Source organism: candidate division TA06 bacterium (assembly GCA_016208585.1).
Lineage (GTDB): Bacteria > Edwardsbacteria > AC1 > AC1 > EtOH8 > UBA5202.
Window position 1 is genome coordinate 15,204 of sequence record JACQXR010000138.1, and the last position, 13,948, is coordinate 29,151.

The 13,948-nt window shown below is 53.8% G+C and carries 18 protein-coding genes; 10 read left to right on the forward strand and 8 right to left on the reverse strand.

All coding sequences use genetic code 11. The features are described from left to right. Positions 1-123 precede the first annotated feature (123 nt). The 8 genes from HY768_10225 to HY768_10260 all read right to left on the reverse strand — a co-directional run bounded on the left by HY768_10225 (position 124) and on the right by HY768_10260 (position 5,581). On the reverse strand, positions 124-1,083 hold the full coding sequence (locus HY768_10225; GenBank protein MBI4727572.1) for a bifunctional oligoribonuclease/PAP phosphatase NrnA: 960 nt from the start codon (positions 1,081-1,083) through the stop codon (positions 124-126). Beyond that, on the reverse strand, positions 1,070-1,435 hold the full coding sequence (rbfA, locus tag HY768_10230; protein MBI4727573.1) for a 30S ribosome-binding factor RbfA: 366 nt from the start codon (positions 1,433-1,435) through the stop codon (positions 1,070-1,072). The genes HY768_10225 and rbfA overlap by 14 nt, the downstream gene beginning before the upstream one ends. A 104-nt stretch (positions 1,436-1,539) precedes the next feature. Then, a complete protein-coding gene (gene larE / locus HY768_10235) occupies positions 1,540-2,349 on the reverse strand; it encodes an ATP-dependent sacrificial sulfur transferase LarE (protein MBI4727574.1) in 810 nt (269 codons plus the stop codon). 10 nt (positions 2,350-2,359) lie between these two features. Next, a complete protein-coding gene (locus HY768_10240) occupies positions 2,360-2,704 on the reverse strand; it encodes a hypothetical protein (GenBank protein ID MBI4727575.1) in 345 nt (114 codons plus the stop codon). A gap of 109 nt (positions 2,705-2,813) precedes the next feature. Continuing rightward, positions 2,814-3,074: a hypothetical protein gene (locus HY768_10245; GenBank protein MBI4727576.1), complete on the reverse strand. Its 261-nt coding sequence runs from the start codon at positions 3,072-3,074 to the stop codon at positions 2,814-2,816. Next, complete coding sequence (locus tag HY768_10250) at positions 3,071-3,598, reverse strand: hypothetical protein (protein ID MBI4727577.1); 528 nt, start codon at positions 3,596-3,598, stop codon at positions 3,071-3,073. Before HY768_10250 ends, HY768_10245 begins: the two co-directional genes overlap by 4 nt. 4 nt (positions 3,599-3,602) lie before the next feature. Further along, a complete protein-coding gene (locus HY768_10255; GenBank protein ID MBI4727578.1) occupies positions 3,603-4,604 on the reverse strand; it encodes a ThiF family adenylyltransferase in 1,002 nt (333 codons plus the stop codon). Continuing rightward, positions 4,601-5,581: a hypothetical protein gene (locus tag HY768_10260; protein MBI4727579.1), complete on the reverse strand. Its 981-nt coding sequence runs from the start codon at positions 5,579-5,581 to the stop codon at positions 4,601-4,603. Before HY768_10260 ends, HY768_10255 begins: the two co-directional genes overlap by 4 nt. A 515-nt stretch (positions 5,582-6,096) precedes the next feature. On the opposite strand from HY768_10260, the gene HY768_10265 reads away from it, so the two are divergent. The 10 genes from HY768_10265 to HY768_10310 all read left to right on the forward strand — a co-directional run bounded on the left by HY768_10265 (position 6,097) and on the right by HY768_10310 (position 13,879). Further along, on the forward strand, positions 6,097-7,374 hold the full coding sequence (locus HY768_10265) for an MFS transporter (protein ID MBI4727580.1): 1,278 nt from the start codon (positions 6,097-6,099) through the stop codon (positions 7,372-7,374). Positions 7,375-7,458: 84 nt separating this feature from the next. Continuing rightward, entirely contained in the window at positions 7,459-7,635 is a 177-nt protein-coding gene (locus HY768_10270; GenBank protein MBI4727581.1) for a hypothetical protein, read from the forward strand. Beyond that, entirely contained in the window at positions 7,571-7,762 is a 192-nt protein-coding gene (locus HY768_10275) for a hypothetical protein (protein MBI4727582.1), read from the forward strand. The genes HY768_10270 and HY768_10275 overlap by 65 nt, the downstream gene beginning before the upstream one ends. A 112-nt stretch (positions 7,763-7,874) precedes the next feature. Further along, positions 7,875-7,991 carry a hypothetical protein gene (locus tag HY768_10280; GenBank protein MBI4727583.1) on the forward strand — a complete coding sequence of 39 codons (117 nt, stop codon included), beginning with the start codon at positions 7,875-7,877 and terminating at the stop codon, positions 7,989-7,991. Between the two features lie 186 nt (positions 7,992-8,177). Next, positions 8,178-9,584 (forward strand): FAD-binding protein, encoded by a 1,407-nt coding sequence (locus HY768_10285; GenBank protein ID MBI4727584.1) that lies wholly within the window; start codon positions 8,178-8,180, stop codon positions 9,582-9,584. Between the two features lie 147 nt (positions 9,585-9,731). Continuing rightward, on the forward strand, positions 9,732-10,370 hold the full coding sequence (locus tag HY768_10290; protein MBI4727585.1) for a redox-sensing transcriptional repressor Rex: 639 nt from the start codon (positions 9,732-9,734) through the stop codon (positions 10,368-10,370). A gap of 150 nt (positions 10,371-10,520) precedes the next feature. Next, positions 10,521-11,906 carry a dihydrolipoyl dehydrogenase gene (gene lpdA / locus HY768_10295; GenBank protein ID MBI4727586.1) on the forward strand — a complete coding sequence of 462 codons (1,386 nt, stop codon included), beginning with the start codon at positions 10,521-10,523 and terminating at the stop codon, positions 11,904-11,906. A gap of 535 nt (positions 11,907-12,441) precedes the next feature. Next, on the forward strand, positions 12,442-13,149 hold the full coding sequence (locus HY768_10300) for a hypothetical protein (protein ID MBI4727587.1): 708 nt from the start codon (positions 12,442-12,444) through the stop codon (positions 13,147-13,149). 153 nt (positions 13,150-13,302) lie between these two features. Then, positions 13,303-13,572, forward strand: coding sequence for a hypothetical protein (locus HY768_10305; protein ID MBI4727588.1), 270 nt, complete (start codon positions 13,303-13,305; stop codon positions 13,570-13,572). Between the two features lie 46 nt (positions 13,573-13,618). Beyond that, positions 13,619-13,879 (forward strand): hypothetical protein, encoded by a 261-nt coding sequence (locus HY768_10310; protein MBI4727589.1) that lies wholly within the window; start codon positions 13,619-13,621, stop codon positions 13,877-13,879. The last annotated feature ends 69 nt before the right edge of the window (positions 13,880-13,948 follow it).

Consider the following 13,948-nt stretch of genomic DNA (forward strand, 5'->3'; position numbering starts at 1 on the left):
TTTATTAACGATTTGAAATATTAATTTGCATTACTGCATTAGTGCCTGTGTGATAATATCCGTTTGAATTCGCGTAAATCGTTCGACTGAGCGTTAGCCGAAGTCCGCGTCCCATCCGTTGAATCAGTTAAGTTCCGCCTCTGCCATCTGCACCACCTTCTGCACCGCATCATCCAACCTGGTGTTCAGCCGGGCTCCGGCCGCCGAGACATGCCCCCCGCCGCCGAACTTGCTTGCCAACTGGTTGACGTCCACCCGGCCCTTGGCCCGGAACGAGACCCGGATGATGCCATTGCCCTGCTCCTTGAACAGGATGGCTACCTCGGCCCCCTTTACCGCCAGGGCGTATTTCACGAACTCCTCGCTTTCGGACAGGTCAAACTGGTATTTTTTGATCAGGTCCTGGGTCAAAGCCATGTAGGCCAGCCGGCCTTTGGCCCCGGTTTTAAGACGGCTCAACAACTCGCCCAGTATCTTCAGCTGATTCAGGGGCTGCTGGTAATACAACTGCTCGGCCACGTCGCCTATTTTAGCGCCATAGTCGGATAAAAGTCCGGCCGCCCGCAGGGTGTCGGCCGAAGTGCTGGAATAGCGGAAACCCCCGGTGTCGGCCATCATCCCGGTCAAAATGATCTGGGCCTGTTCCGGGGTGGGCTTGACCCTTAACTTCTGGGCCAGCCTAAACACCAGCTCGCAGGTGGACGAGGCTTCGGAATCGACGTAGTGGAAATGCCCGTAAAGATTGTTGGAGACGTGATGGTCAATGTTGATGATCTCCATGGTGGCCGGCGTGATGATGTCCGCCGCCTTTCCTATCCGGTCGATGTTGGCGCAGTCCAGCACCACGGCGCAGCTGGCGTTCTGGGGGACTATCTCGTTCTTGATGGATTCCCAGCCCGGCAAAAAGCGGTAACGGCCCGGCACCGGGTCCTGGTTCACGATCGCCACCTGCTTGTTGAGAGATTTAAGGATCGAGGCCAGGGCCAGTTGTGATGCGATGTTGTCGCCGTCTGGGTTGTAGTGACTGGTTAAAAGAAAGCGGCGATGCCTGACCAGGGCTTCCGATACGTCATTGATCGCCATCGGGCTTCTTCTCCTGGGCTATCTGGTTCAACAGATGGTCTATCTTGTCTCCCTGGGCTATGGACTCGTCTATCCGGAAATCGAAATCCGGGCAGTTGCGTAGGCGCAGGCGCTGCCCCAGTTCCCGCCGGATGTAGCCCTTGGCGCTTTTCAGGCCCTTCAGGGTCTCCTTTTGTTTGGCCGGGTCGCCGTAGATGCTGATGAACACCTTGGCAAATCGCAGGTCGTCGGCCAGTTCCACATCAGTGACCGTCACAAAGCCCAGCCGGGGATCCTTCAGCTGGCCGACGATGATCCCGGACAGTTCCCGCTTCATCTGCTGGCCCACCTGGCTTGATCGTTTGAATGACATGGCTGCTCCTTTATCACCTTACCTCTCATTTTACCACTTTTTAGGGGTAATCCAAGCAAAAAATAAGCCCTTAAATTTACCTTGAGACGAAGTGTGAATAATACCTATTTCTCACTTAGCAAAACTTCATTCATAGCACCGGTTCGATAACCTAACATATCAAATGCAACATATATAAAACCCGTGGCGTGGCATATTTTAAGCAACGACTCCCGCGCTTCCCAGGCCCGGCCCATTTCCACCGGACAGAATTCCAGCCGGGCCAGGTTGCCGTGGCTTCGCACCCTGAAAAGGGTGAAGCCCAGATTCCTGATGCTTTTCTCGGCCTCCGCCACCCGGTCCAACTTTTGTCTAGTTATTTCCTCCCCATAAGGAAAGCGCGAGGCCAGGCAAGCATAGGGCGGCTTTTCGGCAGTGGTTAGCCCTAAACTTCTGGACAGTTCACGTATTTCGGGCTTGGTAAGGCCGGATAGGCATAGCGGGGAGATAATCCCCTGTTCTTCAATTGCCCGGCGGCCCGGGCGGTAGTCGTTCTGGTCATCGGCGTTTGATCCGTCAAAGACCGCCTCACAGCCCTCCTTTTCCGCTATCTGCCGTATCTTCAGAAAAAGTTCCCTCTTGCAATGGTAGCAGCGGTCGGGCGGGTTCCGCCGAAAGCCCGGGATATCCAGTTCTTCCGACACGATTACGAGGTGCTCCATGCCCAGTCCGGCCGCCAGTTTCCTGGCATCTTCCAGTTCATGGGCGGGATAGGTAGACGAGGAGGCGGTCACCAGAAGGACCTTCCCCTTCAGGATATCCCGGCATATTCTGGCCAGAAAGGTGCTGTCCACTCCGCCGGAAAAGGCGATCACGGCGGAGTCAAATTGCGCAATGACCCCTTTTAATTTATTTTCTTTTTCCTGCAGATTCATAAAACAGATATCAGGCGTTGTCGGCAATAAAATCGATGATCCCACCGCCGATGACTAGCTCGTTATCATAGAACACCGCCGATTGGCCGGGGGTGACGGCCACCTGTGGCATATTGAATATTACCCTGGCCGAACCGTTTTCTTGGGGAAACACCTCAGCCTCGGCGCTTTGGTGGGCTGAATGTATCTTGATCTGAAGGTGCATCGGGCCAGTCGGCTTATTTAAGGTTATCCAGTTTATGTTATTCACCAGGCAATCCTGGCTGCGGAGATCGTTTTTAACGCCAACTATCACCCGATTATTCCCGGGGTCCAGGGATACCACGTACAATGGTTCGGAATGGATTATACCCAGTCCCTTGGGTTGGCCAAGGGTATAGTTCTAAAAGCCGTTGTGTGTTCCCAGTATCTTCCCGCTTTTATCAACAATGTCGCCCGGTTTGTCGTCGGTCCCCAGCAGATCCTTATAATCGCCGCTGTGGAGTGCCACGGGCAAAGCCCGTGGCACTCAGCCGTAGGTAGCCATTGGCTACTTGCGCCACCGCCATAGCTACGGCGCACGAGGAAGCCGCAATAAAAGCGAAGGCGGTCGGCGAAGTAGGCCCGGCTCCATGCTTCGGCGGGTAAAAATCCTGGCTTTCCGCCTTTTTCTCTGCGAAAAGGTCGGCCTTTTTGGCAACCTTGCGGACATCATCCTTCAGATAATTTCCCAGAGGAAACATCAAGCCGGACAATTGCTGCTGGGACAAACGGTATAAGAAATAAATAAGACTGATCCTTTTGGGGGGTCATGCCCTTTTTTAAGAAGGAAGCGACCGGTTTTAGGGTCCTGTTTGACCCTGGCATAATGTCCGGTGGCGAATTTGTCGAACTCAATCCCGGCACACCGGGCCAGCGCCGGAAGCAGGTCAAGTTTGATGGATTGGTTGCATCTGACGCAGGGATTGGGGGTCCGGCTCGACAGGTATTCCGCTTTAAAATAGTCCGGAACGACCGCCCCGTATTCCTCGGCCAGCTTGAAAATATGGCAGGGTATCCCCAGCAACTTGCAGACCCTTTGGGCCTCGGCGATGCCTTCTTTTTCGTTGGGACCGTAACAGACGTTACGGGCGGCGGAAGTTTCCCCGCTGTCCCACAGCGACATACAAACGCCGTTCACGTCAAAGCCTTGTTCCATAAGCAGGTAAGCGGCCACTGACGAATCTACCCCGCCGCTCATCCCCACTGCGACCTTGATTTTATCAACCATATATTCACAAACCCAAATAACGTGAATAAAAGGAACGGGCAATGGCTTTATCTTCGGTTCCCCGGATCATGGCCCCACCGCCCTTAAAAAGACTCATTTCCATGTCGCCAACCCGGAACACCAGCATTTCTTTGTCGGAATGGACGGTGCCGACCGCGGCCAATGTCTGGGCCAACGTCGGAAGGTCAAAATCAACCTGACGGGCCGGCTGGATAAGGATCATATTGCGGCCGCACAATTTTGTTACAATATCTTCGGCCAGCGGAGAAAGGTAATCGAAACATTTTTGAACGCAACAGGGACAGGATTCGTTACGCGGAATTTCAATCTGACTATATCGCCCGCTCCAACAGTCATACTGTATCAGTTCCGTTTTCAGTTCATTGCCTAAAAGGATTTTTGCCGCTTGAGCCACAGCTATGGAAGCTATGATGCTTACCGCTGGTCCGAAAACTCCGACCAAATCGCAGGTCTCCATTACCTGCGGCTGCGTTTGCGCTGGCAACAGGCACCGCAAACAGGGGCCTTGAGGTATCACCGGCAGGGACACCCCGGTGGTGCCGACGACGCCGCAATAAACCCAGGGAATGCCGTGTTTGACGCAAGCGTCGTTGATGGCCAGCCGGGTGTTAAAATTATCGGTCCCGTCTAAGATTATGCTACAGTCTTTCACCGCCTGCTCCATGGTGCTTCCCCGGATGTCAGCCAGGGTAGAAACAATTTCTATTTCGCGGTTGATCTTCCGCAATTTTTCGGCCGCAACTTCGGCCTTGTAACGCCCGATGTCCGATTCATCGTACAACACCTGACGTTGCAAATTGGAAAGCTCCACCACATCCCGGTCTATCAATTTGATATACCCCACACCCATCCGGGCCAGCAAATTCGCCATTACCGTGCCCAAAGCTCCGCACCCAATGACGGCAGCCCGGCTGAAGGCCAAGCGTTTCTGGCCTTCCTGTCCGATTTCGGGAAGCATTTCCTGACGAGAGTAACGGCCGTTCATGATTCTGCCTTTGTTTCGCTGTGAAGAAAAATGCTTTGCTTGGAATCCTGCCAATAGTGGAAAACTCTAGCCTGCGGCGTTTTATCGCCCCCGGTATATTCTTCCATTTTCTGCAACGCCAGCTTTAGAGCTTCCGCTTCAAACCACACTGTAGGGCCGGCAAAATTTTCCGGTACCAACAAGTGTTCCCGGCCTTGAAACAACCTTTGCAGCATCCCGCATTCCCCCTCGTTCCGGGCCACGATGATCTTATGGCCTTCGCCGGTGCGGAAATGGCGGCCTACTTTAAGCCGGGCCACATCGTCGGCATTGATGTCTTTCCGGTGTTTTATAAATTCCTGCAGTCTTTCCGAAAATATCGGATCGGTCAGCAAACAACCACCTGCCGGACAGGGATAATCATTGATATTAAACTGCCGGGCCAAGCCGATTTGAGTCTTGCGAGAACGCCCGGCCACGGCCAGCAGCCGGGAACGATCCACCAGGCCATCGCGTTCGGGCTGTGTCTCGGGAAGAATTTGAGCCGAAAGAGGCCGCAAAATGCGGCCCGCCATTCCGGATTCGCGGTCTATCAACTCCAAAGCCCGGCGGCGCTGTGACATTGGTCGCTGGCCGACGACTTCTCCGGTAAAAAGAAATGCCGCGCCGATTTTTTCCATGTATTGTGCGGCCTTACGGAGTTTCAGTATCCGGCAGTCCAGGCAGGGATTCATGCCCCGGCCATAGCCATGCTTGGGATTTAGTATCATCGCCAGGTATTCCTCGCCCAACGGCACCTGACGCAACGGAATATTTCCCAATTTCCTGGCGGCCTGCACTGCGGCATCGCACCCGGCCGACTTTGGCGTGCATCGGCAAAACGGGGAGGTGAAATTGATGGCGTGGACCTCTATCCCCTGGTCCAGCAAAAGTTTTATTGCCAGAGTGCTGTCTAACCCGCCGGATAAAAGCCCAACCGCTTTGACGCCTTTTTTCATATTCGTTTTTTTCAATTTCGTTTTGATCGATTACATAATGTTCCCGGTTCCCTCGACCAATTTAAATCTTTTTTGTTGCCCTAACAGTCTAATATACAAAACCCTGCTCTAAAATCCGATAGACTTTTTGACTGATCTCTATCGTTCTCTTGTTGATTATATCATATTTTAAGCGAGATTTATAGGCAGAAAACGAATTTAACCGGATCGCCAATCTGCTTCGGCACAATTCGCGCCTACTATTGATTACGGTAAAAATTAACATACCATAAGGTACTCTTACAACAATCAATTAAACTTCATGGAGAAATCAATGCGTTATGGAAAAAAGGCGGTTTTATTATTGCTGCCGCTGATATTGATCACTATCCCTGTTTTGGCACAGCACGACTGCACAAACTGCCCCGATAAGTCCGCTGGATGCTGCGTAGTTCTCACTGAAAAACTATCGGTCCAAATGCAGTAAAATTAAGGTTTTTCCTACCATTGGCAGCGCGAATGTGATATAATTAAGCATGATACCCCACAAAACAAAATTTGTCAACCCGGATGCCCAGCAGAATATTAAAAACAGGACACTGCAGACCTTCTCGGCTCTGAAGCACCGCAACTTCCGCCTTTTCTGGACCGGACAGCTCATCTCGCTGATCGGCACCTGGATGCAGACCGTAGCCCAGGGCTGGTTAGTGCTGCAACTGACCAACTCGGCCTTTCTGCTGGGGGCGGTCAACGCCATCGGATCGGTGCCGGTGCTTTTGTTCGCCCTGCCGGGCGGGGTGATCGCCGACCGGCTGGAAAAACGGAAGATCCTGCTTTTTACCCAGATCGTGGCCATGTCCCTGGCCTTCATCCTGGCGGCTTTGACCCACCTGCACAATACCGGGGTCCTGGTGCTGAAGGTCTGGTACGTGGCGGCCATAGCGGCGGTGGGCGGTTCGGTCTTCGCCCTAGACGTTCCGGCCCGGCAGTCATTCTTCATAGAGATGGTGGGCAAGAAGGACCTGCTCAACGCCATTGCCCTCAACTCGGCCATCTTCAATGCCGCCCGCATCGTAGGGCCGGCCCTGGCCGGGATTCTGATCGGAGTGGTGGGAACCGCGAGCTGTTTTTTTCTGAACGGCCTTAGCTTTGTGGCCGTGATCATCGGGCTATTGCTGATCAGGATAGACGCCCCGGCCATAAAAAAATCAGACTCCCCCTGGGACGACATGAAACAGGGGCTTAGGTATGCCTGGAATTACAAGGCGGTGCGGGCCCTGGTCCTGATCGTGGCCCTGTTCAGCATTTTCGGCATGCCCTACGTGGTGCTGATGCCGATCTTTGCCCGGGACATCCTGAACAAAGGAGCCGGCGGCCTGGGTTTTTTGATGGCTGCCACCGGCAGCGGAGCCCTGGTTGGATCGTTGGTCCTGGCCTCTTTCAGCCAGATCCAAAAAAAAGGGATTCTGGTCTTCTGGGCCGGAATAATTTTTTCCCTGGCCACTTTGGTTTTTTCCTTGTCCCGCAATTACGTCCTTTCGCTGGCTATTCTGCCGCTGGTGGGACTGTCCATGGTCAGCCAGGTGGCCACGGTTAACACCATGATCCAAAGTACGGTCAGCGACCAGATGCGGGGCCGGGTGATGGGAGTGTTCACCATGATGTTCATGGGGATGATGCCCTTCGGCAGTTTCATCGCCGGGTCCATCGCGGCGCGCTGGGGCGCCCCGTTCGCCCTGCAACTGGGGGCGGGGATATGCTTTTGCGCCACGGTCATAATCTATAAACTGGTGCCGGATCTCTGGCGGATGTGATAACGGGGAACGATTAGCCACAGAGACGCAGGCAGAGAGCAAAAATATAATTTAGGAAGAAAGATGGAATAGCAGAACAAGCCTTTGTCAAAAGAGAAATGGCAGGAACTGCGGGAAGAGCTTTTCGCCCTGCTGGACATCACCTACGACTACAGCGCCAACGTGGCCACCCTGGAGCAGATCAACGTCCGCAAGCATGAGGGAGGAGAGCGAGGCCCAGTTCACCAAGCGCTCTCACGACGTCTACCACAAGCGGTTTAAGGAGGTCAAGGCCAACAGCTACGACCGGGTGGTGAGGCTGGTGGGATACGTCAAGCGGCTGGGCCTGCCGAAGGAACTTTGGCCCAAGGAGATGGAGATCGGCGGGGCCAAGCCCGGCAAGGAGTAATCGCAGTCAACGAAGTAAGGGCGACCGGCCGGTCGCCCCAACAGATAGTGAGACAATAGGAATCAATGAAAAACCAAAGATCGCCATCATCTTCACCGGCGGCACCATCGCCATGAAATCCAGCGAACAAAAGGGCGGGGCCGGGCCGGCCTTAAAGGGAAAAGACCTGATCACACAGGCGCCGGATATCGCCAAGATTGCCGCAGTTACTGTCCACGACTTTGGGTAGTACCCCGGCCCGCACCTGACCCCGGTGTTGATGCTCAAGTTGTCGCGTCTTGTTAAAAAATAATTATGAAGGCCTTGCTCAAAATATCGTAAAAAGTAATGGATACAGTATCGATGAAATATGGGTCCAATCGGGACCAGATGAAAATGTAAAACATGACTTGGTTTATCCAAAGACTTAATAGGTATGATGGAAAAATATGAAATATTAAATGCGGAGTTGTTAACAAAACTCCAATCTATCGTCGGGGAAAAATACCTGATAACCCTGGACGACGACAAGGAGCCCTATTCCCACGACGAGACCCTGAACCAGAAATTCATGCCGGCGGCGGTGGTCAAACCCGGCAACACATCTGAGGTCTCGGCCCTAATGAAACTGGCCAGTTCCGAAAAGATTCCGGTCACCCCCCGGGGCGCCGGCACCGGCCTGTCCGGCGGGGCCCTGCCGGTGTGCGGAGGAATAGCGCTTTCGCTGGAGCGGCTGAACCGGATACTGGAGATCGACCAGGAGAACCTGATGGTGGTCACCCAGCCGGCGGTGATCACCCAAACCCTCCAAAACGCGGTGGAAGAAAAGGGACTGTTCTACCCACCCGACCCGGCCAGCCTGGATTCCTGTTCCATCGGGGGTAACGTCGCCGAGAACGCCGGCGGCCCCAGGGCCTTCAAATACGGGGTCACCCGGCACTACCTGTGCGGGCTGGAAGTGGTCTGGCCCAACGGGGAGGTCTCGCGGCTGGGAGGAAAGACCATCAAGAACGTTTCGGGCTACGATCTGATGCACCTGATCTGTGGGTCCGAAGGGACGTTGGCGGTGATTACCGAGATCACCTTAAGGCTGGTTCCCAGGCCCAAACTGCAGACAGATCTGTTGATACCGTTTCCCTCCATCGCCCTGGCGGCCAAAGCCACCGAAGAGATCATCAGGCAGCGGATAGTCCCGGCCGCTATGGAGTTCATGGAGAAGAAGGCGGTGCGAGCGGCCGAGGAGTTCTTAAAAAAGCGGGCGCCCTTCCGCGAGGCCGAGGCCCATCTGCTGGTCCAGCTGGACGGGGACAAGCCGGAGGAACTGCGGGAGCAGTACGAGCGGATCGGCGAGATAGTCTCCAGGTACGAAGCCCTGGACGTGTTGGTGGCCGAGGACCGGCCCTCGCAGGACCGGCTATGGGAGATGCGCCGGTCCCTGTCCGAAGCCTTGACCCAGAAAAGCCCGGTGCGGGAGCGCGAAGACGTGGTGGTGCCCAAGTCCAAGATCCCCGAGCTTTTTGACCGGATGGAGCAGCTCTCCAAAAAATACGGCACCGAGATCGTATCCTTCGGGCACATCGGCGACGGCAACGTCCACGTCAATATCTTAAAACAAAATACCGATGACGATTCCTGGAATCATGCCCTGCCCCTGCTGTTGGAGGAGATGTTCAAAATGGTGGTATCCCTGGGAGGAACCATTTCGGGCGAGCACGGCATCGGCTATGTCAAGAAAGAGTTCCTGCCTCTGGCGGTGGATGCTCCGGCCCTGGCCATGATGAAGGCGATCAAGCGAACGGTAGACCCCCAGGACATACTGAATCCCGAGAAGATATTTCCCTGAGGTTACTTCCCGCTAAACACCCCGCTACATCGGGGCAAGCTGCGAAAAACGCAAAACGGCGCGGAAAATATCTTTGTACGGATTCTATTTACGGACCATTCATAAATTCAGTGTTTCAGTGGTAAAGAAGAGACTTTCTTATGAAAGATAAAATTAAGATACCCGAATCGGCCATCCCGCCGGCTGTCCCTCTACCACCGGCACCTGGCCAGCCTGCAGTCTTTTGGGGTGGAGACCATCTCCTCGCGCGAGATCGCCACGGTCTACGGGCTGGCGCCGTTTCAGGTGCGCAAGGACCTTTCCTACTTCGGCGCCTTCGGGCGGCGGGGCCGGGGCTATTCGGTCATCCGGCTCAAGGAGAAGATCGGGAAGATCCTGGGGCTGGACAAGGTCTGGGACAAGGTCTGGGCCATGGCCCTGGTCGGGGCCGGCAACATCGGGATGGCGGTCTTCCGTTACCAGGAACCGCGCAGCCAGGGCTTTAAGATTGCGGCGGTGTTTGACTCCGATCCCAAAAAGATCGGCAAAAAATTAGAGAGCGGAGTGGTGATAAAAGCGCTGGACCAGATCCCGTCCGAGGTCCAGAAACTGGGGATCAAACTGGGGGCGCTGGCGGTTCCTTTGAAGGCGGCCCAGGCCGCGGTCGATTCATTGGCGGCGGCCGGGGTCAAGGCCATCTTGTGCTTCCCCAGCGGGCAGATCAATGTTCCAAAAGACGTGGCGGTGAAGCGGGTGAACCTGGGGGTGGACCTGGAAACCCTGAGCTATTTCCTAGCTAACCGGTAACGTAACAAGGAACGGATGTTTGGGAACAGATGATAGGGATTTGATTATAGGGTATAGATAATTGGGATAGGATATTTGCGATATTCAACAGTAAACAGAAAACGGTAAACTTCACACCGTAAACATATATTTTTTGGAGAACTTCACAGCATGCAACAGCACATCGTGGTGATCGGCGGAGGGCCGGCCGGGTACGTGGGGGCCATCAGGGCCGCCCAGCTGGGGGCCAAAGTCACTTTGATCGAAAAGGAAACCCTGGGCGGCACCTGCCTGAACGTGGGCTGCATACCCACCAAGGCCCTGCTGGCCTCGGCCGCGGTCTACAGCCATTTTAAATCGGCCGGGCAGTTCGGGTTGAAAGCGGACAATTTCAGCTTCGATTGGAGTGCCGTCCAGAAGCGCAAGGAACGGGTGGTCAAAAAGTCCACCGCCGGGGTGGGGCTGCTCCTGAAAGCCAGATCGGTGGAGGTCATTACCGGCCGGGCAAAATTGCTTCCCGTCAAAAAAGTTATGGTCACGGAAAATACCGGAGCACAGCAGACCCTAGAGCCCGACCAGATACTAATCGCCACCGGCTCGGAACCGGTCGCACTTAACATTCCCGGCTCCTCCCTGCCCGGAGTGGTGGACAGCACCGGAGCATTGTCTCTGCCCCAGGTCCCCCAAGACTTCCTGATTATCGGCGGCGGGGTGATAGGCTGCGAGATGGCCGACATCTATTCCGCCTTCGGTTCCAGGGTCACCATCGTGGAGATGATGCCCCAGATCATTCCCGGCGAGGACGCCGAGGCGGCCGGAGTGCTGCACCAGGCTCTTTCCAAGCACGGGGTGGACATTCATCTTGAAGCCAAGGTGGAAGAGATCAAGCAGGCCGGACAAGGTTTGTCAGTGACGGTCAAACTGAAAGACGGCCAGGCAAAGGATATCCCGGCCCAAAATGTCCTGGTGAGCGTGGGACGCAAGGCTTCTATCAAGGATATCGGACTGGAGGAGGCCGGGGTGGCCATCGAGCGCAATTTCATCAAAGTGGACGCCCGGATGGAGACCAGCGGCACCGGCATCTATGCGGCCGGAGACTGCACCGGGGGGTGGCTTTTAGCCCACGTGGCCTCGGCCGAGGCCGAAGCGGCGGTGGAGAACATGCTGGGCCATTCGGCCGGGCTGGATTACGCCGGCGTGCCCCGCTGCGTTTACACCCATCCCGAGATTGCCTCGGTGGGGATCCTGGAGCGGCCGGAGAACAAAGAGGACATTCTGGCGGGCAAGTTTCCCTTTTCGGCCAGCGGCAAGGCCAGCTGCCTGGGCCAGCCCGAAGGCTTTGTGAAGGTGATCGCCGACAAGCTTTCCCACGAAATAATCGGCGGGGTGATAGCCGGGCCCCAGGCTACCGAACTGATCGCCGAACTGAGCCTGGCGGTAAGCTCCAAACTGAAGTTGGAGGAGTTGATCTCCGCCATCCACGCCCACCCCACCCTGCACGAATCGGTGCGCGAGGCCGCCCTGCAGGCTTTGGGCCGGGCTATACACTTGCCGTAAGGGGGCAAATTCTATTGCCGAAGGCAGGATTTACATGATTTCGCAACCGAATCATCCATGAAATTATTTTTCAACAAATATCCGAACGGAATAAGAAAAACGGAATGAGAAGAACCAAATAGAAGAGTCAATTCGTTCGATGAGTCAATTCGTTCGACCTGAATAAGGTTTCGACCTGAATTCGACCTGACTTACTAATGGAAGTGAATATTAGTAGACATTCCTATTTCTTCCCAATCCAATATATTTAGCGTATTCGCGTGTTTTGGTGGGGGAAAAGTCATCTACTATTATACGCTCTGAGTAATAAGGTTGAAAATAGTTTAAAATAGTTTTTGACAAATACCGTAAAAAGTGTTATTTTTACCATGCCAGACAGTATCCGCGTGAAGTCCTGCCCTTAACGATATCATAAATATTGGGTGGTGAGAACGTTGAAAATAACAAAAAGCCTTAATGTCTCCGGTAAAGAAACGCGGACAGTGGGGCTTTTTGTTTTACCATATTTTAAAAACTTTAAAAGGAGCTAAAGCCAATGATTACCGCCATCAGCAAACCGGAGCTTATAGCTATCGGGTCCCGTTACCGCGCCGATTACCTGGCGGAACAAGCGGGCTACACTATGGGCATAGCCGATGCCGAGGGCGCGGCCTTAACGGTTCTTTTGCCCAAAGGATATTTACCCGAGGTGAAAGCCGCCGGGGAACAGGTGACCAATGCCATGAAAGACAAGGCGCTTTTGCAAGCCGAAACCAAGGACGCCACCAGGTCGCAAAACGACGCCCTGCGCCGGGCCAAGATCTGGCGGAGAAAGGCGTCCAGGCGGGCATTGCGGGCCAGGCGGATGGGCGAAAAAATACCCGACGGCCTGATCAGGATTTCCCAGGCCCGCAATGTTCCGGCCATTGCCGGGCAGTTGGAGGCCATGACCAAATTGCTGGAATCGGTCTTAAAGAAAATGCCGGGGACAGATACCGCCAAGCTGCTGGCCGAGGGCAAAGCGATAGCAACAGTCCTTAAAACGGCCGACGCCGAACAAGAGGTAAAACGATTGCAGGCCTTGCCTAATGCGGTAAAGGAGTTCTACCGGTTAAAAGGGATTTTATACGTGGGGCTTAAGGTGATCAACGACGCCGGGCTGGAGTTGTACGCCGATGATCCGGCCAAGGCCGGCAAATTCAATCTTTCCATACTTTACCGCAAAGCGGCAGCCAGAAAGCCTAAGGCGGAAGCTGCCAAATGAAGCGCGGATAAGAATATTTGTCCTGCATATTCCGGCAAGTGCCTCCGCTAAAGCTAGCGCCTTCGCCGTAGCTATGGCACTTGAGGATGCCAACAATGAAAGCGTAGGCGAACGGCACTCAAGGAAGCCCAATGAAAAGCGAAAGCGGACGCTTTGACAGAGGCCGCCCAATACGCTGCAAAGGTCAATAAATCTTTGGCAGAGGCCGCCAAATGTATTGCAGAGGGTAATAAATCTCTTGCAAAGTCCGGTATATGTGTTGCAGCACCAGCCAAATGTATTGCAGAGGGCAAATCCCTTGCAAAGGCCGGTAAATGTGTTGCAAGGCTCGGTAAATATATTGCGTCATCAGCCAAAGGTTTTGCAGACGATAAAGTAGTTCCGGTTGTCAAGATAACAAATGGGGCGATATGCCAACATTAGATAGCATGAAACGATGAAACAATAATTCATAAACAGGAGAAATAAAATGTTTAAAAAAGCATTATCCCTTACCTTAGTTGTGGTGGCCGTCTTAGGGCTTACCAACTGCGAAAAAAAGCCCATCACTACAATGGACGACGGCTCTTCTCCGATACCGCCTTGGACAACAAAAATAAAGCTCACCATAAGTAGGATGCCCGTTTTGAATGATACGGCAACTTTAACAATCAAAACATGTTTATATGATGTTGGTTCACTTTTAGATTCAGCTTTTAATTTCTATTGTATTGCACCCCGATTTACATAGAATGGTATTTGCTGTTGATGGCAATCTTTATCGTTATAATCCATATGGCACTAAATACTATAATGATTC

Excerpts from the sequence above, each read along its gene's own strand:
- HY768_10225 (MBI4727572.1), bottom strand. The coding sequence starts at position 1,083 with ATGGCGATCAATGACGTATCGGAAGCCCTGGTCAGGCATCGCCGCTTT.
- rbfA (MBI4727573.1), bottom strand. The coding sequence starts at position 1,435 with ATGTCATTCAAACGATCAAGCCAGGTGGGCCAGCAGATGAAGCGGGAA.
- larE (MBI4727574.1), bottom strand. The coding sequence starts at position 2,349 with ATGAATCTGCAGGAAAAAGAAAATAAATTAAAAGGGGTCATTGCGCAA.
- HY768_10250 (MBI4727577.1), bottom strand. The coding sequence starts at position 3,598 with ATGGTTGATAAAATCAAGGTCGCAGTGGGGATGAGCGGCGGGGTAGAT.
- HY768_10255 (MBI4727578.1), bottom strand. The coding sequence starts at position 4,604 with ATGAACGGCCGTTACTCTCGTCAGGAAATGCTTCCCGAAATCGGACAG.
- HY768_10260 (MBI4727579.1), bottom strand. The coding sequence starts at position 5,581 with ATGAAAAAAGGCGTCAAAGCGGTTGGGCTTTTATCCGGCGGGTTAGAC.
- HY768_10265 (MBI4727580.1), top strand. The coding sequence starts at position 6,097 with ATGATACCCCACAAAACAAAATTTGTCAACCCGGATGCCCAGCAGAAT.
- HY768_10275 (MBI4727582.1), top strand. The coding sequence starts at position 7,571 with ATGAGGGAGGAGAGCGAGGCCCAGTTCACCAAGCGCTCTCACGACGTC.
- HY768_10280 (MBI4727583.1), top strand. The coding sequence starts at position 7,875 with ATGAAATCCAGCGAACAAAAGGGCGGGGCCGGGCCGGCCTTAAAGGGA.
- HY768_10285 (MBI4727584.1), top strand. The coding sequence starts at position 8,178 with ATGATGGAAAAATATGAAATATTAAATGCGGAGTTGTTAACAAAACTC.
- lpdA (MBI4727586.1), top strand. The coding sequence starts at position 10,521 with ATGCAACAGCACATCGTGGTGATCGGCGGAGGGCCGGCCGGGTACGTG.
- HY768_10300 (MBI4727587.1), top strand. The coding sequence starts at position 12,442 with ATGATTACCGCCATCAGCAAACCGGAGCTTATAGCTATCGGGTCCCGT.
- HY768_10310 (MBI4727589.1), top strand. The coding sequence starts at position 13,619 with ATGTTTAAAAAAGCATTATCCCTTACCTTAGTTGTGGTGGCCGTCTTA.